21 protein-coding genes and 3 tRNA genes are annotated in these 22,419 nt (G+C 53.1%); 13 read left to right on the forward strand and 11 right to left on the reverse strand.

The annotated features are described in order from the left end of the window. Positions 1–50: 50 nt before the first annotated feature. The 5 genes from prfC to EDF78_RS12780 form a co-directional block, all read right to left on the reverse strand. Entirely contained in the window at positions 51–1,640 is a 1,590-nt protein-coding gene (gene prfC, locus EDF78_RS12760) for a peptide chain release factor 3 (RefSeq protein WP_095924567.1), read from the reverse strand. Positions 1,641–1,801: 161 nt separating this feature from the next. After that, positions 1,802–3,061 (reverse strand): type II toxin-antitoxin system HipA family toxin, encoded by a 1,260-nt coding sequence (locus EDF78_RS12765; protein WP_133823210.1) that lies wholly within the window; start codon positions 3,059–3,061, stop codon positions 1,802–1,804. Between the two features lie 2 nt (positions 3,062–3,063). Continuing rightward, positions 3,064–3,387 (reverse strand): helix-turn-helix domain-containing protein, encoded by a 324-nt coding sequence (locus EDF78_RS12770; RefSeq protein WP_095924565.1) that lies wholly within the window; start codon positions 3,385–3,387, stop codon positions 3,064–3,066. A gap of 231 nt (positions 3,388–3,618) precedes the next feature. Beyond that, a complete protein-coding gene (gene rimI, locus EDF78_RS12775) occupies positions 3,619–4,062 on the reverse strand; it encodes a ribosomal protein S18-alanine N-acetyltransferase (protein ID WP_095924564.1) in 444 nt (147 codons plus the stop codon). Continuing rightward, on the reverse strand, positions 4,031–4,444 hold the full coding sequence (locus EDF78_RS12780) for a DNA polymerase III subunit psi (RefSeq protein WP_131693391.1): 414 nt from the start codon (positions 4,442–4,444) through the stop codon (positions 4,031–4,033). Before EDF78_RS12780 ends, rimI begins: the two co-directional genes overlap by 32 nt. A 139-nt stretch (positions 4,445–4,583) precedes the next feature. On the opposite strand from EDF78_RS12780, the gene rsmC reads away from it, so the two are divergent. Then, a complete protein-coding gene (rsmC, locus tag EDF78_RS12785) occupies positions 4,584–5,630 on the forward strand; it encodes a 16S rRNA (guanine(1207)-N(2))-methyltransferase RsmC (protein ID WP_131693392.1) in 1,047 nt (348 codons plus the stop codon). Between the two features lie 15 nt (positions 5,631–5,645). Here rsmC and EDF78_RS12790 read toward each other — a convergent pair whose 3' ends face one another. Then, positions 5,646–6,638 carry an aldo/keto reductase gene (locus EDF78_RS12790; RefSeq protein ID WP_133823211.1) on the reverse strand — a complete coding sequence of 331 codons (993 nt, stop codon included), beginning with the start codon at positions 6,636–6,638 and terminating at the stop codon, positions 5,646–5,648. A 124-nt stretch (positions 6,639–6,762) separates the two neighbouring features. On the opposite strand from EDF78_RS12790, the gene EDF78_RS12795 reads away from it, so the two are divergent. From EDF78_RS12795 to EDF78_RS12810, 4 genes are all read left to right on the forward strand, one after another. Next, positions 6,763–7,701: a LysR family transcriptional regulator gene (locus tag EDF78_RS12795; protein WP_095924560.1), complete on the forward strand. Its 939-nt coding sequence runs from the start codon at positions 6,763–6,765 to the stop codon at positions 7,699–7,701. Between the two features lie 194 nt (positions 7,702–7,895). Further along, positions 7,896–7,981: transfer RNA gene (locus tag EDF78_RS12800), tRNA-Leu, on the forward strand. 36 nt (positions 7,982–8,017) lie between these two features. Then, positions 8,018–8,104, forward strand: a tRNA-Leu gene (locus EDF78_RS12805). Between the two features lie 45 nt (positions 8,105–8,149). Further along, positions 8,150–8,236 (forward strand) — tRNA-Leu (locus EDF78_RS12810). On the opposite strand, the gene EDF78_RS25955 is transcribed toward EDF78_RS12810, so the two are convergent. Together EDF78_RS25955 and EDF78_RS12815 are read right to left on the reverse strand one after the other, a co-directional pair. Continuing rightward, entirely contained in the window at positions 8,199–8,333 is a 135-nt protein-coding gene (locus tag EDF78_RS25955; protein ID WP_267890972.1) for a hypothetical protein, read from the reverse strand. The two genes, EDF78_RS12810 and EDF78_RS25955, sit on opposite strands and share 38 nt — an antisense overlap. A gap of 17 nt (positions 8,334–8,350) precedes the next feature. Beyond that, positions 8,351–8,635 (reverse strand): DUF1435 domain-containing protein, encoded by a 285-nt coding sequence (locus tag EDF78_RS12815; protein WP_095924559.1) that lies wholly within the window; start codon positions 8,633–8,635, stop codon positions 8,351–8,353. A gap of 318 nt (positions 8,636–8,953) precedes the next feature. Between EDF78_RS12815 and EDF78_RS12820 the strand changes: the two genes are divergently transcribed. Both EDF78_RS12820 and rhaT read left to right on the forward strand, forming a co-directional pair. Further along, positions 8,954–10,048 (forward strand): GGDEF domain-containing protein, encoded by a 1,095-nt coding sequence (locus tag EDF78_RS12820; protein ID WP_119822484.1) that lies wholly within the window; start codon positions 8,954–8,956, stop codon positions 10,046–10,048. Positions 10,049–10,627: 579 nt separating this feature from the next. After that, positions 10,628–11,662, forward strand: a complete 1,035-nt coding sequence (rhaT, locus tag EDF78_RS12825) for an L-rhamnose/proton symporter RhaT (RefSeq protein WP_095924557.1) — start codon at positions 10,628–10,630, stop codon at positions 11,660–11,662. A gap of 19 nt (positions 11,663–11,681) precedes the next feature. On the opposite strand, the gene rhaR is transcribed toward rhaT, so the two are convergent. Both rhaR and rhaS read right to left on the reverse strand, forming a co-directional pair. Next, on the reverse strand, positions 11,682–12,581 hold the full coding sequence (gene rhaR / locus EDF78_RS12830; protein ID WP_133823212.1) for an HTH-type transcriptional activator RhaR: 900 nt from the start codon (positions 12,579–12,581) through the stop codon (positions 11,682–11,684). An 83-nt stretch (positions 12,582–12,664) separates the two neighbouring features. Then, the gene (rhaS, locus tag EDF78_RS12835) at positions 12,665–13,492 is read right to left on the reverse strand and encodes an HTH-type transcriptional activator RhaS (RefSeq protein ID WP_095924555.1); all 828 of its coding nucleotides are present in this window, start codon (positions 13,490–13,492) and stop codon (positions 12,665–12,667) included. 340 nt (positions 13,493–13,832) lie between these two features. Here rhaS and rhaB point away from each other — a divergent pair, with 340 nt between their 5' ends. From rhaB to rhaM, 5 genes are all read left to right on the forward strand, one after another. Continuing rightward, positions 13,833–15,317: a rhamnulokinase gene (gene rhaB, locus EDF78_RS12840; RefSeq protein ID WP_133823213.1), complete on the forward strand. Its 1,485-nt coding sequence runs from the start codon at positions 13,833–13,835 to the stop codon at positions 15,315–15,317. Further along, positions 15,314–16,570 carry an L-rhamnose isomerase gene (locus EDF78_RS12845; RefSeq protein ID WP_095924553.1) on the forward strand — a complete coding sequence of 419 codons (1,257 nt, stop codon included), beginning with the start codon at positions 15,314–15,316 and terminating at the stop codon, positions 16,568–16,570. Before rhaB ends, EDF78_RS12845 begins: the two co-directional genes overlap by 4 nt. A gap of 52 nt (positions 16,571–16,622) precedes the next feature. Beyond that, complete coding sequence (gene rhaD / locus EDF78_RS12850; protein ID WP_119822482.1) at positions 16,623–17,447, forward strand: rhamnulose-1-phosphate aldolase; 825 nt, start codon at positions 16,623–16,625, stop codon at positions 17,445–17,447. 136 nt (positions 17,448–17,583) lie between these two features. Beyond that, positions 17,584–18,732 carry a lactaldehyde reductase gene (fucO, locus tag EDF78_RS12855; protein ID WP_131693398.1) on the forward strand — a complete coding sequence of 383 codons (1,149 nt, stop codon included), beginning with the start codon at positions 17,584–17,586 and terminating at the stop codon, positions 18,730–18,732. 179 nt (positions 18,733–18,911) lie between these two features. Further along, a complete protein-coding gene (rhaM, locus tag EDF78_RS12860) occupies positions 18,912–19,226 on the forward strand; it encodes an L-rhamnose mutarotase (RefSeq protein WP_095924550.1) in 315 nt (104 codons plus the stop codon). Here the strand turns inward: rhaM and EDF78_RS12865 are convergent. After that, positions 19,201–21,381: a YgiQ family radical SAM protein gene (locus EDF78_RS12865; RefSeq protein ID WP_133823214.1), complete on the reverse strand. Its 2,181-nt coding sequence runs from the start codon at positions 21,379–21,381 to the stop codon at positions 19,201–19,203. The genes rhaM and EDF78_RS12865 overlap by 26 nt on opposite strands. Before the next feature lie 259 nt (positions 21,382–21,640). Here EDF78_RS12865 and EDF78_RS12870 point away from each other — a divergent pair, with 259 nt between their 5' ends. Next, on the forward strand, positions 21,641–22,372 hold the full coding sequence (locus tag EDF78_RS12870) for a hypothetical protein (RefSeq protein WP_133823215.1): 732 nt from the start codon (positions 21,641–21,643) through the stop codon (positions 22,370–22,372). Positions 22,373–22,419: the final 47 nt, after the last annotated feature.

Below are 22,419 nucleotides of genomic sequence, written 5' to 3' on the forward strand. Positions count from 1 at the left end.
GGCAATAAAAAAGGCGACAGTCATGTCGCCTTTTTTGAAACGGGAACCGATTAATGCTCGCGGGTTTTGCGGAATTTCACTTCCGGATAACGCTCTGAAGCCAGATTCAGGTTCACCATAGTTGGCGCGATGTACGCCAGGTTATCGCCGCCATCCAGCGCGAGGTTGGTTTCGTTTTTGCGTTTGAATTCTTCGAATTTCTTCACGTCGCTGCATTCTACCCAGCGCGCCGTCGAGACATTCACGGATTCGTAAATCGCTTCCACGTTGTATTCGCTTTTCAGACGTGCCACAACCACTTCAAACTGCAGCACACCGACCGCACCGACGATTAAATCGTTGTTAGAGATCGGACGGAACACCTGCACCGCGCCCTCTTCAGAAAGCTGTACCAGACCTTTCAGCAACTGTTTCTGTTTCAGCGGGTCACGCAGACGAATACGACGGAACAGTTCAGGGGCGAAGTTAGGGATGCCGGTGAACTTCATGTTCTCACCCTGAGTAAAGGTGTCGCCAATCTGGATCGTGCCGTGGTTATGCAGACCAATGATGTCGCCCGGGTACGCTTCTTCAACGTGCGAACGGTCACCGGCCATAAAGGTCAGCGCGTCGGAAATGACAACGTCTTTACCGGTACGCACCTGACGCAGCTTCATGCCTTTTTCATATTTACCGGACACCACGCGCATAAATGCCACGCGGTCACGGTGTTTCGGATCCATATTGGCCTGAATTTTGAACACGAAACCGGTGAATTTCTCGTCATCGGCTTTCACTTCGCGCACGTCTGTTTTACGCGGCATCGGCGCAGGCGCCCATTCCACCAGACCATCCAGCATATGATCGACACCAAAGTTACCGAGTGCCGTACCGAAGAACACCGGTGTCAGTTCGCCCTGCAGGAAAGCTTCGTGATCGAATTCATGGGATGCGCCCTGTACCAGTTCCAGCTCATCACGCAGCTGCGCAGCCAGATCGTCACCCACCGCCGCATCCAGTTCAGGATTATCCAGCCCTTTAACGACACGCACTTCCTGAATCGTGTGACCTTTACCGGTCTGATACAGATACACTTCGTCTTTATAGAGGTGATATACCCCTTTGAACAATTTACCGCAGCCGATCGGCCAGGTAATCGGCGAACAGGCGATTTTCAGCTCGCGTTCTACCTCGTCCATCACTTCCATCGGATCGCGGATGTCACGGTCAAGTTTGTTCATGAACGTCAGGATCGGCGTATCGCGCAGACGGGTGACTTCCATCAGCTTACGGGTACGATCTTCTACACCTTTTGCGGCGTCGATCACCATCAGACAGCAGTCGACGGCGGTCAGGGTACGATAGGTATCTTCGGAGAAGTCTTCGTGCCCCGGGGTGTCGAGCAGGTTGACCAGACACTGTTTGTACGGGAACTGCATCACAGACGTGGTGATGGAGATACCACGTTGTTTTTCCATTTCCATCCAGTCAGATTTGGCGTGATGGCTGGAGCCACGGCCTTTTACGGTACCGGCGGTCTGAATGGCCTGTCCGAATAACAGGACTTTTTCTGTGATCGTGGTTTTACCGGCATCGGGGTGCGAGATGATGGCAAATGTGCGGCGCTTGGCCACTTCAAGGGCGTATTCACTTGGAGACATGTTTTTCACGTTTCTGCGGTTGGTCCGCCCTGCATCGGTATTCACATCACGTCAGAAGGTGACGTCAGGCAAAGCGGTAATAAAAGTTATAGCCGGCTATTTTCACTGATTTAGACGGGATGGGCAATCAATGGTTTTTTTGTGCTCTGTTCAGGAAAATCTCAAAGCCTGAAGTCGGTGGGCAACGAGGCCCAGTGTTCTCGCAGAACTATTTTATGTTCTTCAAGCATCGGCAGCTCTGTAAGCAAATCTGGCCAGCGTTCACGTGCAATTTCAATGGCTTCATTAAGATGCACTTCAACGGCAGACCACGGTACACCAATTCTTTCAGCCCAGCGCTCGAAGGTCTGCATATTAATCACACCCCATCGTTTTTCTTTTGCCATATTCAAAGCCACACCATCTTCCCTCTTAACATAGGGTTTGGTAGAAACAATGTCATAGGCTGGTGAAAGGACAGCGTCCACTCGATTGGGGTAGATCACCGTCCAGTTTTTTAGATGGGCATCCCCATTCGCCACTAAAATGTTCGCCAGCATCCGGCGCGCCATCTGCTGAATATCGATGATTCCTCCCGCGCCCACTCTGTAAAGAGCACGACCAATATCGTCGTAGCTATAGCCCTTATATTTATTCCGCGCATAAACCTGAAAAATCTGTGCAAAATCCTCGGTATGTACACGCCCTTCGTCCGTGCGGTCAAAGCGACGAATCGCGTAAGCATAAGGCTCATCAGGTAAAGGGATATCAGGTAAATTGACCAGATTTCGAAGCTCAACAAGCTTAATCTCAGGGATGTTGACCCCGATTACCTGCGCTAATTTCATCGCACTAAATTCATTCTCAGGCACTGCACGATGTGCCGTTGACGGAGTTTTGATAATCCAACTGTCTCCCCCGACATCCGTACTCACGTTGAAACGGCCATCTTGTCGTAAGGCAGAGAACTTCATCTGGACACCTGCCAGAGAAAATTTGTCTGTGCTATGCGAAACATCAATTTGAACGGCTTCAAGTTTGTCGCCACGAGAAGTCAGCGCCCAGTCAGGTATTTCGCCCCCCTTAAGTGGCACGGCGGTTATCCCACCTGGCAGGTTGTTACCGGCATAGGCCAGTAATGGGAACTCATCGTCATGATGGACTTTTAGCGTCACCGCCATCCATTCCCGCAATGCGCCTTCTGACAACAAATTTGAAAGAACGGGGGGAAGCTTGTGAAAACTGATAAGCGGCTTATTGAGATATTCTGCCCCCACTTTTTGCGTCAATGTAAACACGGGACGCTGACTGACGGGCAGTTCGAGATACTCCGGGGCAAAAGACAGTATATTGCGGCTGCCTGCATAATGCGCTAAAACCCCTACACGCTGCTCATCAAGATACAGTGCCAAGGCCTCGACTGACTCCACCCGCTTTTCCATGTTTACTCCTTTAGATCCCGTAAGATGTCATCCCAGTCATTGTTAAGACTCTCTGATTCCCGTTCAGATGGGCGATGACAACTGCTGACTGTCGAATCAAGCAGCTCTTTAATCTCTTGTACACGCTGACGCGGCACCAGCATGAGCTCCAGTTCCATGCCTTCCAGGAGCCTGAGTAATGTTGAAAGACGGGGATCCGCGCCCGCTTCAATCTTCTGATATTGCTGCTGAGTCATACCCGTTCTCATACGCATATCTTGTTGGCTCAGCCCCAGCTGCAGGCGTTTTTGTTTTAATAAGGCAGGCAATTCTTTGAGAGTTCTCATTTGCTATCTCCTGACAGACCACTTACAACACACTAGCTATTTTCAGGTTCACCCAACAACATATTAATTGTAATAATGCTATTTTACATCTAATTTGCTGTAAATAACGCTGATTACAACGCTTTAACTGTAAATAAAAACAATTACACCTTTTTAATTGTAATCAGGCTGGAATACAACTCATTGGATGTAAAAAATATCAATTACAGTAAATGAGATGTTGTTACAGTATCAGCCCAGCGGCAGCGCCATCATGATGGCATCTTCGCGGCCTTGTGCGGCGGGATAGTAATTGCGGCGGATGGAGAGTTCGTTAAAGCCGAGGCTTTCATAGAGCGCGATGGCTTTGGCGTTGGAGGCGCGGACTTCCAGCCATAAGGTGAAAACATCTTTTTGCTCAAGCTGTTGTATCACCTCTTCCAGCAATATGCGGCCTAAGCCCTGACGCTGAAACGCCGGATCGATAGCAATGTTGAACAGTGTGGCTTCGTCGAGCACGATTTGGGTAATGGCAAAACCGGCCATCACTTCGCCTTGCATGATTTTGAGATTCAGATAGCGCTCGCCCTGATTGCTGGCCAGCGTGTTTTCAGTCCACGGAAAGGCATGGCTGGCCTGTTCAATCACGAAGGCACGGGGGAGATCAGCGGGCGTCAGGATAGAAATGTTGTTCATTTTCACAGATCTGCTGCCAGAGCGCGCGTTTGGCGCCGGCGTCTTGATAAAGTTCGGCCAACGCCGGACTGGATAACTGCGGGCCGGTCAGGGTAAGCGGTTCGCCCTGCCCGAGTCGCCATATATTGCAGCGGGTTTCTTCGGGCAACATCGTCACCTGTTCAGGTGTCAGGCGGTAAACCTGAGATCCGGTTAACGCCAGACTGCGCAGGACATCATTCACCAGCGGATCATCTTCAGCAGGCGGCACATCGGCCACAATCAGCAGTCTGGTGTCTGCGGGCAGGCTGACCGCCACTTCGCCCTGTAATACCGCAGGCCGGCGCAGCGTCCACTGAGTAATCCCCAGTTGCTGTAACAATGTATCTCGTCTGGATGCCATGCCTGTTTCCTGCCCGTTGAAATGCGAAAAGCCCGGCTATGCTAGCAAACACATCGAATATGCGCCAATAAAGCTCGATTACTCAATCAGGGGCGAAGAGTATATAATCGCGGGCCAAACCCTGAGGAGCCTTATCCTGATGTCTGCATTAACTCCGGCCAGCGAAGTCATACTGCGCCATAGCGAAGAATTTGAAGGCCGCCGCGTCCTGTTCGCCGGTGACTTACAAGACAGCCTGCCTGCTGAAATCGACGCCGAAGAAGTCCGCGTCCACACCAATATGTATCACCACTGGCAAATGCTCAGCAAACCGCTGGGTGACCACGTTCAGTTTGGTTTAGTGGCGGATGCTGAATTCATCGCCCCGTGTGATGTGCTGGTTTATTACTGGCCGAAGAGCAAACTGGAAGCGAAATTCCAGCTGTTTAACCTGCTGTCCCAACTGCCGGTCGGCATCGATGTGTTTGTCATTGGTGAAAACCGCAGTGGTGTCCGCAGTGCGGAAACCACGCTGGAAGGTCTGTGTGAACTGAGCAAAGTCGACAGCGCGCGTCGTTGCGGTTTGTATCATGGCCGTCTGGAAAAACAGCCTGAATTTGATGCTGACGGCTGGTGGGATCAATACATGGTCGAAGAAGTGACCATCAAAACCCTGCCGGGCGTGTTCAGCCGTGAAGGTCTGGACAGCGGAAGCCTGTTGCTGATCAACAGCTTCGAAGAACCGGTGAAAGGCAAAGTGCTGGATGTCGCCTGCGGTTCCGGCGTGCTGGCCTCTGTGCTGGCGATGTATTCGCCGAAGATGAAAATCACCCTGAGCGATGTGAGCGCAGCCGCTATCGAAGCCAGCCGCGCGACACTGGCCGCGAACGACCTGCCGGGCGAAGTGATCGCCAGCAACGTCTATTCCGACATTGCCGGTCGTTTCGATATGATCATCTCCAACCCGCCATTCCACGAAGGGCTGCAAACCAGCCTGACGGCGGCGGAGCAACTGATCCGCGGTGCGGTAAGCCATCTGAACATTGGCGGCGAACTGCGTATTGTGGCGAACGCCTTCCTGCCATACGCCGCTCTGCTCGATGAGACCTTTGGCAGCCATGAAGTGCTGGCACAAAATGGCCGTTTCAAGGTGTACAAAGCCGTACGCGGACGTCCGCCACGGGATCTGAAAAAGAAAAAACGTTAATCCGTTTTACCCTGTTCAGACACTGAGGATACGCATCATTTCTGCGTTGTAGCGATCCCCTGCTGCCACGCGGAAAGGAAAGACTGCTTCGATCGCCGCGATTTCGGCTTCACTCAGGGAGACATCAAGCGCGGCGATGTTTTCCTCAAGATAATGACGACGTTTGGTGCCAGGGATCGGCACCATGTTGTCACCGCGCGATAAAACCCAGGCCAGCGCCAGCTGCGACGGTTTCACGCCTTTCTCCTGCGCCAGTTCTCCGATTTTTTCCGCCAGTTGCAGATTCTTCGCGAAATTTTCACCCTGAAAACGCGGGCTGTCGCGACGGTAATCGTCGGCATCAAGATCATCCACTGAACGGATTTGCCCGGTCAGAAAACCGCGACCCAGCGGGCTGTATGGCACAAAACCAATCCCCAGACGTTCGCAGGCCGGTAAAATATCCGCTTCCACATCCCGCGACCAGAGCGAATATTCGGTTTGCAGCGCCGTAACCGGATGCACGTTATGCGCCCGCTCCAGAATGCTCACCGGCACTTCACTCAGCCCGATATAACGGATCTTGCCTTCACGCACCAGATCCGCCAGCGCACCCATGGTCTCCTCGACCGGCACGGTCGGATCCGGACGGTGCTGATAATAGAGATCGATAACGTCGGTGCCCAGACGCTTCAGGCTGGCTTCTACGGATTTGCGCACATAATCAGGATGACCGTTGGTGCCGCGCGCCTGCGGATTTGCCGGATCCCGCACGATACCGAATTTGGTGGCTAAAAAGACCTGATTGCGACGCCCTTTGAGAAAGCGCCCCAGCAGCTCTTCGTTGGTATGCGGCCCGTAGACGTCGGCGGTATCCAACATCGTGACGCCCAGTTCCAGCGCGCGTTCCAGCGTCGCCAGTGACTCTTTTTCATCAAGGCCGGTGGTGTAGAAATCGCTCATGCCCATGCAACCCAGTCCCAGCGCAGAGACCATCGGACCGTTTTTACCTAACTGACGCTGTTTCATGTTTTTTCCTTAAGACTCAGTGAGGGAGAAGTAACGTGATGAAGTCTGGTTGTTATGCAGGGAAAGATAAATCAGTGAAAACGTGCAACACTGTTCAGAAATCACAAACAATCGGCGGAAGGTTATGGACCACATTCAGGCGATGAAAATTTTCATTCGTATCGCTGAGCTGGAAAGTTTCAGCCGGGCAGCGGAAGACCTTAATCTGCCCCGTGCGACAGTCAGCACCACCCTGAAAGGGCTGGAGCAGCGGCTCGGCGTCCGCCTGTTTTTACGCACCACGCGGCAGGTCAAAATCACTGACGAAGGTAAAATCTATTACCAGCGTTGCCTGCAATTGCTGGCGGCGCTGGAAGAAACTGACTCGCTTTTTGCCCATCACAAAAATCAGCCCGCCGGCACCGTCAGGATCGACATGCCGCATTCGCTGGCGCGCGTGATGGTGATCCCGGCGCTGCCGGATTTTTATCAGCAATATCCGCAGATTACCCTGAGCATCAGCGCCAATGATAACGCCATCAATTTGCTGGACCAGGGAGCAGACTGCGTGCTGCGCGCGTGGCCTTCAGAAGATGAAAATTTGCAGTCACGCCATCTGGCCGATCTCAGGCAGATCACCTGCGCCTCGCCGGACTATTTAGTGAAATTTGGCACGCCGCAGACCCCGGAAGATCTCGCGGGACATCAGGCCGTGGGGTATTTTTTCGCGCATCAGCGGACAGAATCGCATCTGGAATTTGTCACTGACGGCAAGGTTCAAAAGCGGGCGCTCACCCGCACGCTGACCGTCAGCGGAGCAGACGCCTATGTTGCCGCCGCAAAAGCGGGCTTTGGCCTGATTCAGGCCTCAGAACTGGCCATGGAGCAGGAACTGGCACAGGGAAGTCTGGTGGAAGTGTTACATCAGCATCTGCCGCCGCCGATGCCGCTGTACCTCATGTATCCGCCGGGACGTTTTCTGGCACCGAGGATCCGCGTGCTGCTGGACTGGCTGATCCGGTTGTTTTCCGGGCCGGTTCCGCCCCATGTACAGGACAGCGTTAACGGAAAAATCGTTTATTAAACCATCGATTAACCTGACGACGCACTGACACAGGGAACCATTCACCGGGAATATGCTGTTTTTTACATCAAACGTCCGCAATGGGGGAAATAACTGTTGACGCACCCGGGAAAATCTCTAGAATTCGCCTCCGTGGTTGTGTTACTCACTGATGACATTCTTATGAACGCATCAATGCAGTAATCAATTGGAACGCGATGGTGGCGGAATTGGTAGACGCGCTAGCTTCAGGTGTTAGTGTCCTTTGGATGTGAGGGTTCGAGTCCCTCCCTTCGCACCAATACAATCACGAGATTTATATTGCACGGCACGGTACGCGATGGTGGCGGAATTGGTAGACGCGCTAGCTTCAGGTGTTAGTGTCCTTACGGATGTGAGGGTTCGAGTCCCTCCCTTCGCACCACTCCGGTGATATAAGTCGAATCAGCAGTAAGCAGAAATCATCTGTGCGAAGGTGGCGGAATTGGTAGACGCGCTAGCTTCAGGTGTTAGTGTTCTTACGGACGTGAGGGTTCAAGTCCCTCTCTTCGCACCACATGATTCTGTTCCTCCGGTTTTCCTTCCTGCAACACTTCTTTCAGTTTCAAAAAATAAAAAATCCCTGCAGATTTATTGTGCTTTCTGTTTTTCATCTAAAAATATCCTTGTATTACAACAAACTAAAATTCAACGTAACCGCAGCCAGACCACCTGCCAGCGCCATGAATGAAGGCAACAGCATATAATGGCGTAACGTGCGGTGGAACAACATGCCCAGCGTCACCAGCATGGCGACGACGACCAGCACACGCAGCTGATCCAGCGACATATGTGCCAGCGCCAGCAAAGGCATCAGGGCGCAAGGCAACAAGACGCCCCAGCCACTGGTCAGGCGCTTACCCAGCATCCATACAACCGCCCAGATCCCACATGCCATGACAATTGCCGGTATCATAACCCTGCTCCAAACGTTGATAATGAGAACTAATATCATATAGGATTTTTTCTCATTTACCACCTATTTGCTTGCGGGTCCTTCGTATGGGTGACACCTGCCGACAAAAGTGCTAATTTTGATGCCGTTAAATCAAATTATAAAACAGCCATAAATACACAGTGACGATAAAAACGATATTTATTGCATTATAATAATTACGGATTAGAACTATTAGCCTGCCTGCATGGAACTTGTCTTAATGGAATAAGCACGCGGTATAGGGCGATAAGACACTTTATCTATTCAGCACCACACACAATAAATAGAGTACATTTGATGATATCTCATTCCTATGATGAGCTGCTGAAAAGCAAACATCGGTTGGCGATGTTGCTATTCTTTTTTTTAAATAGTGCCACTGCCCTATTTAGTATGGTTTACCCACCAGAGAACGCGGCATCAACTCCCCTTCCGCTGGTACTGATCTTTGGACTTTGCTTTGCCGGGTTAATATTTTCTTTTTTCAGTAAGAAAAATTACTCTGCCCATCTGAATATGTGTTCCGTGATGGTCGGCCTGTTATGGGCGTGGCAAATTGCATTACGTTTCGAACAAATTGGCCATCTGGATAAGAATTACCTGCTGGTGAGTTTACTCAGTATATTCTTTATCAGTGCCATCGCTTTGTCAGATAATTTTCTGGCTTTTTGCCTTCACGCAGTACCTTCTACTCTTTGCGTCATCTTTTTGGACGATTTTCAACACGTCGGACGCATCGTATTTACCGTGTCATTACCGCTTATCGGGCTGTGGCTGCACCATCTGATGCTCAAACGCAGCGATGAATTTACCCGCAGAATGGTCTCGAATCTTTACAGCGAACGGGAGAAATTCAGCGATCTGAGCATGCTGGATCCCCTGACCGGATTGTACAACCGTCGCGGCCTGCAAAATAAGCTGGAAACCCTGTTCAGTCAGGCATCTGGCCATTATGTCATGCTGCTCGATATCGACCATTTCAAAGCCTATAACGATAACTACGGCCACAGTATGGGCGATCAGGCACTGGTGCGTGTCTCTGCGGCTATCCGCGATGCGGTACGTTCGCGTGATGTGGTGGTGCGCTACGGCGGAGAGGAGTTTCTGGTGCTGATGTCCAACGTCAAACAGGAACACGCTGTCCGTATGGCTGAACGTATCCAGAATAAAGTGCTGGGGCTAAATATCCCGCATTTATTTAATGCCGAAGTCTCCACACATGTCACGGTCAGCGCCGGGCTTGCCGCACTGGAAGAAGGCGATTTTATTCAGGCGTTAGGCAGTGCCGATGCTTCACTGTATAAAGCAAAGAACAGTGGCAGGAATAAAATATTCTATGCCTGGGAAGAACAGCGGGAGAGGCAGGAAATCATCGAAGAAAAATTAGCCTGAGGGGAGTTTACCCGTAACATTAATAACACCACGTTTAATGTTATTCATTTTTCTGCTGGCGATGTCTCATTGCAATGATATTCTTAACTGAAGCCCGCCATTCATTATTTCTGCATAACCATTCAACTTTCAGCCAGATCAATCAATCTGGCTGAAAGTAAACAGGCTTGTTTCCTTTATTAAATGTTACGCGAGCATGTTACTTCGCGCGTATTCTTCCTGCGTAAATAATCCATAACGCTGCCAAACCTTGCCGGAAATAATACCGGATAATAAAATTCCTAGCCCTTTCTCTGTCCGCGTCTCCGCCATCCGTTTTGAGCGTCTCCCCGGCCCTGTCCTCATGGGCTAGCTTCTTGTTTTTACGTGATTATCCCCTGCGTTACTGAATTTGTGAACTGACTCATGTATACCTTCCGGCGAGTGCCAGCACGCTTTTCACAGTGGCACTGACTGGAAGGCTGCCTGACTGGGCACTTCTTACACTACCGGCCACCCGCTGCCCCGATTTCTGAAGGATCAGTTAACCGCAGCGTATTTGCTTATCTCACCACCCTACAAATATAAAAGGCTTAGTGTATGAACAATTCGATAGTGTTAGGGATCATCTGGCATCTGATAGGAGCAGCCAGCGCAGCTTGCTTCTACGCGCCCTTTAAACAAGTCAAACACTGGTCATGGGAAACCATGTGGTCGCTCGGCGGCTTCTTTTCGTGGATCATTTTGCCCTGGACCGTCAGCTACATTTTACTGCCTGATTTCTGGGCCTATTACGGCTCATTCAGCCTCGCGACCCTGCTGCCTGTATTTCTGTTTGGCGCCATGTGGGGCATCGGTAACATCAACTATGGCCTGACCATGCGCTATCTCGGCATGTCGATGGGGATTGGCATCGCGATCGGTATCACGCTGATTATCGGCACGCTGATGACACCGGTCCTGCAGGGCAAAATTGGCATGCTGTTCGGCACTGCGGGCGGTCAGCTTACGCTGCTGGGGGTATTTGTTGCCGTTATCGGCGTGGCGATTGTCAGCTACGCGGGTTTCCTGAAAGAGAAAGCGCTGGGGATTAAAGCCGAAGAGTTCAACCTGCGCAAAGGGCTGGTTCTGGCCGTGATGTGCGGGATTTTCTCCGCCGGGATGTCATTCGCCATGAGTGCCGCCGTGCCGATGCACGAAACCGCGCGTGAGCTGGGTATCGACCCGCTTTACGTCGCATTGCCAAGTTATGTGATCATCATGGGCGGCGGCGCCATCGTTAACCTGGGTTTCTGTATCATCCGTCTGGCAACCCGTAAAACGATCTCGTTCCGCGCCGATATGTCGGTGGCAAAATCACTGCTGCTCACCAATGCGGTCTTTTCCATCATTGGCGGCGTCATGTGGTATCTGCAATTCTTCTTCTACGCCTGGGGACACGCCAGCATTCCGGCAGAATATGATTACATGAGCTGGATGCTGCACATGAGTTTCTACGTACTGTGCGGCGGTATCGTCGGACTGGTGCTCAAGGAATGGATTGGCGTGGGCAGGAAACCGGTGCGTGTTCTGTGTATCGGCGCGCTGGTGATTATTCTGGCGGCCAACATTGTGGGGATGGGCATGGCGCTGTAAGCGCAGCGTTAACCCCTTTTCACCTGACGGCAGAACTTATTCTGCCGTCATCACCGGTGAGTTCAGCGGCGACATCTTTTCCTGACTGCCCCACGAAACGCTGGCGGTAGTCACGCGGTGAAACCCCGCAGGCGCGGCTGAACACCACAGAGAAATAATTACTGTCATCAAATCCGCATTCCGCCGCCACATCACTGATCGTCATGTTGCCGTAACGCAGCAAACTCATCGCCCGGCACAGCCTCAGCTGACGCAAGTAATGCGTTACGCTCATGCCGGTATGCTGTTTGAACAACGCACGCAACGCACGCGGGTTCAGCTGATGTTGCTGACAAAATGTCTCAAGATGGAAATTTTCGGCGACGTTAGCCCGCAATGCCATCAGCAATAAATCCAGCTGATGGGCATCCGGCAACGCGCCGCTGTCCGGCCGGTGACGAAAACGCAGCAACAACAACGCCAGTTGCATCAGCAGGGCTTCACTCAGCTGCACCGACAGCGGCTCAGACTTCATACACTCTTTCGCCAGCTCATCGACTTTATCGCGCAAAACCGACATCCCGAGCGTGCTAAGCCGCCAGTATCGCTGTTCCTGACTGGCGTTCTCCTCCGGCAACAGTTGTGACCAGTCGGCCGCCAGCCCGAAACGCTCACGGCAGAACAGCACATTATCCAGCGCCAGTTCATTCACTGACTCATAGCTGTGCCGGTCCCGGGCGTTGATATAAAACAGATCACCGCAGGTGATGGGATAAGGGATATCGTTCCAGACATGCAGACCATTTCCACGCCAGACGATGACCAGTTCATCGAAATCGTGGTCATGGCTGGGGAAATCCGCCTGGGGATGGCGTTCGGCCACCACGACCGAATTCATGCCGGTCAGGAAGAAGTCATTCTTACTCAGTCTCAATGACATAGCAGCAATCTCATACCCGTTTGACGACAAAATAAACGAGGCGATTTCGGTGTGTTATCCCGAAGACCGCAAGAGGGTGCCGCTTAACGTAGCTGATCACGCATGAGTTTTGGCGACACCGAAAACTCCCGACGGAATTGCGTCGAGAAATGGTTACTGTCACTGAACCCGCAGGCATACGCGATATCGGTAATGCTTTGATCACTATGATGTAAGCGACGGCGCGCTTCTAATAAACGCAGCCGGTTGAGATACCGCTGAGGCGTCATGCCCGTGTAATGCTTCATCTGCCGGTGCAAGGTTCGCAGCGCCAGTGAAAAACGTTCTGCGGCTTCAGTCCAGTTAACATCCTCACTGTAATGGGACTGGAGCCATTGCAAAAGTTGATTGACCTTGTTTTCCGATGTATCTCGCAATTGTGGCTGGAAACAGTCCTGATAAAGCAGGATCAGCAGCTGTAAAAACAGGCTTTCGCGCGTGGCGATATGTTCCATTTCCACGCTGGCAGGCAGCGCCTCCAGCTGCGTGATGCAGTTCAGGACCTGTTGCAACACACAAGGACTGAGTTGCCAGTGGATCTGCGACTGATAGTGGTGTTCCTGCGGCAAAAAATGGCCGACATCCTGAATGAAGCGAAAGGCTTTCGGTGAGCGAAACAACACATTGGTCAGACGAAGATTGTCCACATTCTCAAACAGATGATGATCGCTGGCGCGCACGAAACAGACCGTTCCGGCCGTCAGTGTGTAAGGGTTGTCATTAAAGATGTGCACACCTGATCCGCTTTCCACCAGCATAATCTCGTGGAAATCATGGTAGTGCTCCGGGAAGACATCTTGCGGAAGACGCCGCTCGACCGTCACGGTCAGCTCAGGTGCCGCAAAATAATCATCACCTCTCAGTAACGTCATTGTTTGCCTCCGGTTCAACATCATTATGCTTCGGGAAACAACCCTACCCTGCACGCGGCCTCCTTACCTTCAAACCACGGCGTTAAAAACGTCATAAGCGGTCATATTTCAAAGATTGCCCCTGTCGTGATGCGGATCTGCGGTAAAGATCACAATCGCCTCTCCGGCGTTACGCTGACGTTGCAACCCCCCGCATGAGCCAGCTTTGGAGCGTTATGTGATCTGCCTCGCATCTACCTTTTTAATGCTGCCATCCCGCCAAAACCGGTGGCAATCACCGGAAGGTACCCCCGAAACGCCTCCCCTACACTGGCCGCATATTCAATAAGGAATGGCCGCTATGAGAACTCACCATCTTGCCGCTATTGACCTCGGCGCTTCCAGCGGCCGGGTGATGCTGGCGACGTTTACCCGTCAGGATCCCGATCCGGCAGCGACGCTGACATTGCAGGAAATCCATCGTTTTCCCAACAACCTGATCCGCGTTGACGGTCACGACACCTGGGACCTCGACGCGCTGGAAAAACACATCCTTGAGGGGCTGAATCGCCTCGATGCTTCCGGCGTTCCGCTTGACGGTATCGGCATTGATACCTGGGGTGTGGATTACGTATTGCTTGATGAACAGGGTCAGCGGGTCGGTTTGCCGGTCGCTTACCGTGACAGCCGTACCGACGGCGTGATGGCACGGATGGCGCAGCAATGTAGCCGCGAGACGCTGTATCAGAAAACCGGCATTCAGTTCATGCCCTTCAACACCCTTTACCAGTTGCGTGCGCTGAGCGAACAGCAGCCCGACATCGTCAGCAAAGCCGCACACATGCTGATGATCCCGGATTATTTCCTCTATCGCCTCACCGGCAAAATGAACTGGGAATACACCAACGCCAGCACCACGCAGATGCTTAATCTCGCCACCGGCGACTGGGATGAGGATTTGCTGAAACTGGCAGGCGTTCCGCGTCACTGGCTGCAAAAACCGACGCAGCCGGGCAATTCGCCCGGACAGTGGAAAAGTCCGCGCGGACGCAGCGTGCCGGTATTCAGCGTCGCGACACACGACACCGCCAGCGCGGTGGTGGCCGCCCCGCTCACCAGCTCCCGCAGCGCCTATCTCAGCTCCGGTACCTGGTCCCTGATGGGCATCGAAAGCCCGAAAGCCTTCAACCATGCGCAGGCACTGCACGACAACATCACTAACGAAGGCGGCATTAACGGCAGCTATCGGGTATTGAGAAATATCATGGGGTTGTGGCTGTTCCAGCGGGTGTGCCGCGAACTGAATATTCAGGATCTGCCGTCACTGATCACGCTGGCGAAAAACGTCACGCCGTTCACCTATCTGATTAACCCGAACGAAGACCGCTTTATTAATCCGCCGTCGATGGTGGATGCCATTCGCGATGCCTGCCGTCAGGCGGGCGATCCGGTGCCGGAGTCTCAGGCTGAACTGGCACGCTGCATTCTCGACAGCCTCGCCATGTTGTATCGCAAAATCGCCTTACAACTGGCTGATTTACAAGGCATGCCGCTGGAAGACATTCACATCGTCGGCGGCGGCAGCCAGAACCAGTTCCTGAACCAGCTTTGTGCCGATGTCTGTCAGGTCAGCGTCAGCGCCGGTCCGGTTGAGGCTTCGACGCTGGGCAATATCGGTTGCCAGCTGATGGCGCTGAACGCCGTCAAAGATACCGCTGAATTTCGTCGCATCGTTGCCACGAATTTCGAGCAACGCCACTACATTCCCCGTAATCACACGGATTTTGCTATTCACTGGCGCCGTTTTCAGGCGCTGTGTCACGCCAATGAGGAGCTCGCAGTATGACTTCATCTATCGATCAAGCATGGACACTTGCCAAAGAACGCTTTGCACAGCTGGGCATTGATGCCGAAGCAGCAATCAAACAACTCGATACCCTGCCCGTATCCATTCATTGCTGGCAGGGGGATGATGTCGCGGGCTTCGAAAACCCTGAAGGCGGCCTGACCGGCGGTATTCAGGCGACCGGTAACTATCCCGGCAAAGCGCGAAATGCACAGCAACTGCGTGCCGATTTAGAACTGGCGATCTCCATGATACCCGGTCCTAACCGTCTGAACCTGCATGCGATTTATCTGGAATCTGATACGCCAGTTGCCCGTAATGAAATTGAACCTAAGCATTTCACCGGCTGGGTAGACTGGGCGAAGAAAAACAAACTGGGTCTGGATTTCAACCCGTCCTGCTTCTCACACCCGATGAGTGCCGACGGCTTCACGCTGTCTCACGCCAACCCGGAAATCCGTCAGTTCTGGATCGAACACTGCCAGGCAAGCCGTCGCGTTTCTGCCTCGTTTGGCCGCGCATTAGGCACACCGTCCGTCATGAATATCTGGGTACCGGATGGCATGAAAGACGTCACCGTGGATCGTCTGGCACCGCGCCAGCGTCTGCTGAGTGCACTGGATGAAGTGATTTCTGAAAAATTTGATCTCTCTGAACATATCGATGCCGTTGAAAGCAAACTGTTCGGTATCGGTTCCGAAAGCTACACCGTCGGCTCTAACGAATTCTATCTCGGTTATGCCGCCAGCCGTGGCACCGCGCTGTGCCTCGATGCCGGTCACTTCCACCCGACGGAAGTTATCTCCGACAAAATCTCTGCCGCGATGTTGTATGTACCGCGCCTGTTGCTTCACGTCAGCCGTCCGGTGCGCTGGGACAGCGATCACGTCGTGCTGCTGGACGACGAAACGCAAGCCATCGCCAGCGAAATCGTTCGCCATGATCTGTTCAACCGCGTGCATATCGGTCTGGATTTCTTCGATGCTTCGATCAACCGCATCGCGGCCTGGGTTATCGGCACCCGCAACATGAAAAAAGCCCTGCTGAAAGCCCTGCTGGAACCGACCGATTTACTGAAAAAACTGGAAGCGGAAGGCGATTACACCGCGCGTCTGGCGCTGCTGGAAGAACAAAAATCCCTGCCATGGCAGGCCGTGTGGGACATGTATTGCCAGCGCCACGATGTACCGGTGGGGGGTCAGTGGCTGGATACCGTCCGTCATTACGAAACCAGCGTGCTGGCAAAACGTTAATTGCCGCTGAACACCACAGAAACGCATTCACCTTATTCGCAGGAAAGAACCGATGAAAACATTATTTAGCTCGTGGTTTGTACAAGGCATGGTCAAAGCGACCACCGATATGTGGCTGAAAGGCTGGGATGAGCGCAACGGCGGCAACGTCAGCATGCGTTTGTTACCGGAAGACGTTGCCCCTTATAAGAACGATTTTTACGCCCAGCCGCGTCAGGTTGAACTGACACAGCATGCGCCTGATCTGGCCAACGAATACTTCATCGTGACCGGTTCCGGTAAGTTTTTCCGTAACGTGCAACTGGCTCCGTCTGAAGCGCTGACCGTTATCCAGCTCGATGACAAAGGCGCCAGCTATAAAATTCTGTGGGGCCTGACAGCGGGCGGCTTACCGACCTCAGAACTGGCCTCGCATCTGCAATCTCATGCCGTGCGTAAACGTGTTACACACGGTCAGGATCGCGTGATCATGCACTGCCATGCCACCAACCTGATCGCACTGACGTATGTGCTGGAACTCGACAGCGCCAAAATCACCCGCAAGTTGTGGGAATGCAGCACCGAATGTCTGGTGGTCTTCCCGGACGGCGTGGGCATTGTGCCGTGGATGGTGCCGGGCACCGACGGCATTGGTGCCGCCACGTCCGACCGTATGCAACATCACAGCCTGGTGCTGTGGGCATTCCACGGTATCTTCGGCTGCGGCCCGACACTGGATGACGCCTTTGGCCTGATCGACACCGCTGAAAAATCGGCGGAAATTCTGGTGAAAGTGATCTCGATGGGTGGCATGAAACAAACCATTCAGACTGATGAACTGATTGCTCTCGGCAAACGTTTTGACGTCACGCCTTTCGAGGCCGCGTTGAAAGCCTGATCCGGCATTTAATGCTCCAGACCACATAAATCCTGCACGGGGAACAGGGGATGTTTCCCGTAGCAGGAAATGGCAAAGACCACGGAGCAGCGCACAACAGAACACCTATTTTACTTACTCTGTAGAGGGAATTTTTATGAGTTTCATGTTGGCACTACCTAAAATCAGCCTTCACGGCCAGGGCGCAATCGAAGATATGGTGGCGATGCTGGCGACCAAACGCCACGGCAAAGCCCTTATCGTCACCGACGGCCAGTTAATCGAACTGGGCCTGCTCGACAGTTTATTCTCCGCAATGAAACAAGCCGCACTGCCTTACGCCGTTTACGGTGGCGTCGTGCCGAACCCGACCTCCGCCCATGTGGATGAAGGCTTCCGTCTGTATCAGGAAAACCACTGCGATTATCTGATCGCCTTCGGTGGCGGCAGCCCGATTGATACGGCGAAAGGCATCAAAATTCTGACCGCCAATCCGGGTCCAGCCACACGGTATTCCGGTGTCGGCAAAGTCACTCAGCCGGGTGTCTTCCTGGTGGCGATTAACACCACCGCAGGCACCGCAGCAGAACTCACCAGTAATGCGGTGATCATCGACAGTCAGCGTCAGGTGAAAGAAGTGATCATCGACGCCAATCTGATCCCGGATATCGCCGTTGACGATCCGTCAATTATGCTCAAGATCCCGGCCAGCGTGACTGCGGCGACCGGCATGGATGCGCTGACCCACGCCATCGAAGCCTATGTTTCCGTCGGCGCACATCCGCTGACCGATCCGACGGCGCTCGCGGCGATTTCCACGATCACGCAATGGTTGCCGAAAGCCGTCGATCATGGCGACGATATCGAAGCCCGCGAGAAAATGGCGCAGGGGCAATATCTGGCAGGCATGGCATTTAACAGCGCCGGTTTAGGGCTGGTTCACGCACTGGCGCATCAGCCGGGCGCGACACACAACCTGCCGCACGGCGTCTGTAATGCGATTTTGCTGCCGGTGGTCGAAGAATTTAACCGCTCATCCGCACCTGCTCGTTTCGCCGATATCGCCCGCGCAATGGGCGTGCACACGCAAGGTATCAGTGAAACGCAGGCCAGCATGGCGGCCATCGACGCTATCCGCACCTTATCCACCCGCGTGGGTATTCCTTCCGGTTTCAAAGAACTGGGCATTTCAGAGGCGGATATCGAAGGCTGGCTGGACAAAGCGCTGGCTGACCCGTGTGCGCCTTGCAACCCGCGCACCGCAACCCGCGAAGAAGTGCGTGAGCTGTATCTGAAAGCAATGTAGTTTCTAGTGTCTGCCTCTGTGAAGGGGAAGAAAAAGGTGTAATTTCTTTACTCCTCCCCCTGCGAAGGGGGAGGTTGGGAGGGGGTTTAGCAGGCAACTTCAGATTCAACGCTGCCATTAATACCCCACCCCAGCCCTCCCCTTCGCAGGGGAGGGAGTAAATCTAACCGGAGAAAAACATGATCCGTAAATCCTTCGTGATGCAGGTCAACGCGAATGCACACGACGAATATCAGCGTCGTCATTCGCCAATCTGGCCGGAACTGGCGGAAACCCTGAAAGCCCACGGCGCACATCACTACAGCATTTTTCTGGATGAAAAACGCAATCTGCTGTTTGGCTATGTGGAAATTGAATCAGAAGAAAGATGGAATGCCGTGGCGAAAACGGAAGTCTGCCAGAAATGGTGGAAGCATATGGCAGACGTGATGCCTGCCAATGCCGATAACAGCCCGGTGAGTAACGATCTTAAACCGGTCTTTTACCTCGATTAACCCGCTGACCGGCGGGTTTTCCTTTTCCGCTTCCGGCTGTCGGGTTTTGCGCTTTTGAAGCGGTAAAACGCGTGGCTGCCGGTTTCGCTTTGCCCGAACGAGACGGGGCAAACTTCGGATCAAAACCGTCCGGCGGCACCAGACAATCAGGCCGGATGCCAATCAGACGGCGCATGCCCATCGCGGTCAGCGCCTCGCGGATCACCGGCCAGTTGACCGGATCGTGATAGCGCAGCAGCGCCTTATGCAACCGGCGCTGGCGATCCCCTTTCGGCACCACCACGTCTTCGCTTTTGTAATCCACTTTGCCAAGCGGATTCTTGCCGCTGTAATACATCGTGGTGGCGCTGGCGAGCGGTGACGGATAGAAGTTTTGCACCTGATCCAGGCGGAAACGGTTTTTCTTCAGCCACAGCGCCAGATTGATCATGTCTTCCGTTCGCGTCCCCGGATGCGCAGAAATGAAGTAAGGGATCAGATACTGCTCTTTCCCGGCCTGTTTGGAATAACTGTCAAACAGCTCTTTGAACCGGTAATAGCTGCCCATCCCCGGCTTCATCATTTTCGACAGCGGTCCGGTTTCGGTATGTTCCGGTGCGATCTTCAGATAACCGCCGACATGATGCTCCGCCAGCTCTTTGATATAACGCGGGTCTTCCACTGCCAGATCGTAACGCACTCCGGAGGCGATGAGGATTTTCTTGATGCCTTTCAGGCTGCGGGTGCGGCGGTACAGATTGATCGTGGGTTCATGGTTTGTGTCCATGTGCGTGCAGATTTCCGGATACACACAGGACGCGCGGCGACAGCTTTGTTCCGCTTTCGGCGACTGACAGCGCAGCATGTACATGTTGGCGGTCGGGCCACCCAGATCGGAAATCACACCGGTGAATCCCGGCACGCTGTCGCGGATCTCTTCAATTTCGCGGACGATCGATGCTTCAGAGCGGCTCTGAATGATCCGCCCTTCATGTTCCGTGATCGAACAAAATGCACAGCCGCCGTAACAGCCACGCATGATATTGATCGAGAAACGGATCATGTCATACGCCGGGATCGTCGCTTTGCCGTAAGAAGGATGCGGTACGCGCTGGAACGGCAGACCAAACACTTCGTCCATTTCTTCCGTGGATAACGGGATCGCCGGAGGGTTGATCCACACATAGCGGTCGCCGTGTTTTTGCATCAGGGCACGCGCACTGCCGGGGTTGGTTTCGTGATGCAGAATGCGCGAGGTATGGGCGTACAGCACTTTATCGCCCTTCACTTTCTCAAATGACGGCAACAGCACGTAGGTTTTCTCCCACGGTTTCGGCTTCGGCGCTCGTACCGTCACCGGCTGCGGCGCATCTGGCGCAGGCAATTCCCCTTCTGAACAGGGCAAATCTTCGCCGTACGGGTTCATGATCGGCTCAATCCGCCCCGGTTTATCGAGCCGAGTGGAATCCACACCGCTCCAGCCGATCAGCGCCGTTTTGCGCATCACGGCGGTGTTACGCACGTCATGAATATCAGTAATGGATTCACCGGCAGCCAGACGGTGCGCCACTTCCACCAGCGGGCGTTCGCCGTTGCCATAAATCAGCATATCGGCTTTGGAATCCACCAGCACCGAGCGGCGCACGGTATCTGACCAGTAATCGTAATGGGCGATGCGCCGCAGGCTGGCTTCGATGCCGCCGAGCACCACCGGCACGTCGCTGAAAGCCTCTTTGCAGCGCTGGGTATACACCAGCGTGGCGCGATCCGGTCGTTTACCGCCGACGTTGCCCGGCGTATAGGCATCGTCATGACGCAATTTCCGGTCAGCGGTATAGCGGTTGATCATCGAATCCATGTTACCGGCGGTGACGCCGTAAAACAGATTCGGCTTACCGAGGCGCATGAAATCGTCTTTGCTGGTCCAGTCCGGCTGCGCGATGATCCCGACGCGGAATCCCTGCGCTTCCAGCATGCGGCCAATGATCGCCATGCCGAAACTCGGATGATCGACATAGGCGTCGCCGGTCACCACGATCACATCACAACTGTCCCAGCCAAGCTGATCCATTTCCTCCCGGGTCATCGGGAAAAACGGCGCAGTGCCGTAGCATTCGGCCCAGTAACGCGGGTAAGAAAACAGGGTGCGATCTGGTTGGATCAGGCTGACTGGCATAGTAGGGTCTTCGTTCGGCGGCAAATAATTGGCCGCAAATTATACGGGGATGGAAACCGCGGCGGGTGAGCAAATCGCTTAAAATTGTTTTAGATCAAATTATGTTTTCTGACTGAGCGCCGTGTTTTAACCGGGCTGCTCCGGCGCGGAAGGTCTCAGCAGATCCCGTATTTCTTAAGAAGTCATTTCCTTTATACCGGCAATAAAGAGTGCTCAAATACTCCACTGCTGAAACAGGTTTTAAAGGAAAACTAGCGTTATGGATAATAAACGTTTCCAGAAATTACTCTTGCCCAAGCTTACCGAAGCCATGCTCTTTACGCGTTCACGATTGTCACTGAAATCCGCCAATAAGTTTTATCCGGATAAAAGAATGATTGATGGTCTGATGATGTCGGATCCTAAAAAATACCGGCTGCATTCACTGGGCGGCGACAGGGATCGGGGTGCCATGGTGCGGGGTCTGCGAAAGCTCAATCTTTCCTCCCAGCAGCTTTACCGGAAAGTTGAAGAAGATTATCGCAACGGGAAAGAAAATGCGGGCAACTGCGGCGAAAATGCCCGCGTCGCATTTTGCTATATCAGTGAAAACATTCAAAAATGGGAAAGACTCGCCGGTACGCCCCTGAAAGTGCTCAGTATTTTCATTACCAATCCGGTCGATCATTGCCTGGTGTTAGTCGGCACCCAGCCTGTACGTAACAACGGAAGGATCCTCGAGAACGCACTGATTTGCGATCCGTGGGCAAAGATCGTCTGCCCGCTGGCGCATTATTCTCTTGAGTGGAAGATTAAAATGAACAAATGGTCTAACCGTGGCCTGAAGGGGAAATATCCCGGCGGTGTTTACGACCATTTTGCTAACAGGGATTCCCGTGAAGCGATCCGTATCGGCAAGTTCGTCATTTATGAACAAACCCAGTACCGGATTTCGCAGCGGATCCATGATAAAAAGCGTTATTCGCTGATTGATCCCAATGCGATTACCTGACGTTTTTGTTGTCATAAAAATGGCCTGCCGGTTTCCCGCAGGCCATT

Source organism: Rahnella sp. BIGb0236 (assembly GCF_004364755.1).
Lineage (GTDB): Bacteria > Pseudomonadota > Gammaproteobacteria > Enterobacterales > Enterobacteriaceae > Rahnella > Rahnella victoriana.

Excerpts from the sequence above, each read along its gene's own strand:
- EDF78_RS12815 (WP_095924559.1), bottom strand. The coding sequence starts at position 8,635 with ATGATACCGGCAATTGTCATGGCATGTGGGATCTGGGCGGTTGTATGG.
- EDF78_RS12865 (WP_133823214.1), bottom strand. The coding sequence starts at position 21,381 with ATGCCAGTCAGCCTGATCCAACCAGATCGCACCCTGTTTTCTTACCCG.
- EDF78_RS12795 (WP_095924560.1), top strand. The coding sequence starts at position 6,763 with ATGGACCACATTCAGGCGATGAAAATTTTCATTCGTATCGCTGAGCTG.
- rhaS (WP_095924555.1), bottom strand. The coding sequence starts at position 13,492 with ATGACGTTACTGAGAGGTGATGATTATTTTGCGGCACCTGAGCTGACC.
- EDF78_RS12845 (WP_095924553.1), top strand. The coding sequence starts at position 15,314 with ATGACTTCATCTATCGATCAAGCATGGACACTTGCCAAAGAACGCTTT.
- rhaD (WP_119822482.1), top strand. The coding sequence starts at position 16,623 with ATGAAAACATTATTTAGCTCGTGGTTTGTACAAGGCATGGTCAAAGCG.
- EDF78_RS12820 (WP_119822484.1), top strand. The coding sequence starts at position 8,954 with ATGATATCTCATTCCTATGATGAGCTGCTGAAAAGCAAACATCGGTTG.
- EDF78_RS12765 (WP_133823210.1), bottom strand. The coding sequence starts at position 3,061 with ATGGAAAAGCGGGTGGAGTCAGTCGAGGCCTTGGCACTGTATCTTGAT.
- rsmC (WP_131693392.1), top strand. The coding sequence starts at position 4,584 with ATGTCTGCATTAACTCCGGCCAGCGAAGTCATACTGCGCCATAGCGAA.
- EDF78_RS12870 (WP_133823215.1), top strand. The coding sequence starts at position 21,641 with ATGGATAATAAACGTTTCCAGAAATTACTCTTGCCCAAGCTTACCGAA.
- fucO (WP_131693398.1), top strand. The coding sequence starts at position 17,584 with ATGAGTTTCATGTTGGCACTACCTAAAATCAGCCTTCACGGCCAGGGC.
- EDF78_RS12770 (WP_095924565.1), bottom strand. The coding sequence starts at position 3,387 with ATGAGAACTCTCAAAGAATTGCCTGCCTTATTAAAACAAAAACGCCTG.
- rhaB (WP_133823213.1), top strand. The coding sequence starts at position 13,833 with ATGAGAACTCACCATCTTGCCGCTATTGACCTCGGCGCTTCCAGCGGC.
- EDF78_RS25955 (WP_267890972.1), bottom strand. The coding sequence starts at position 8,333 with ATGAAAAACAGAAAGCACAATAAATCTGCAGGGATTTTTTATTTTTTG.
- rhaM (WP_095924550.1), top strand. The coding sequence starts at position 18,912 with ATGATCCGTAAATCCTTCGTGATGCAGGTCAACGCGAATGCACACGAC.
- EDF78_RS12780 (WP_131693391.1), bottom strand. The coding sequence starts at position 4,444 with ATGGCATCCAGACGAGATACATTGTTACAGCAACTGGGGATTACTCAG.
- rhaT (WP_095924557.1), top strand. The coding sequence starts at position 10,628 with ATGAACAATTCGATAGTGTTAGGGATCATCTGGCATCTGATAGGAGCA.
- rhaR (WP_133823212.1), bottom strand. The coding sequence starts at position 12,581 with ATGTCATTGAGACTGAGTAAGAATGACTTCTTCCTGACCGGCATGAAT.
- EDF78_RS12790 (WP_133823211.1), bottom strand. The coding sequence starts at position 6,638 with ATGAAACAGCGTCAGTTAGGTAAAAACGGTCCGATGGTCTCTGCGCTG.
- prfC (WP_095924567.1), bottom strand. The coding sequence starts at position 1,640 with ATGTCTCCAAGTGAATACGCCCTTGAAGTGGCCAAGCGCCGCACATTT.
- rimI (WP_095924564.1), bottom strand. The coding sequence starts at position 4,062 with ATGAACAACATTTCTATCCTGACGCCCGCTGATCTCCCCCGTGCCTTC.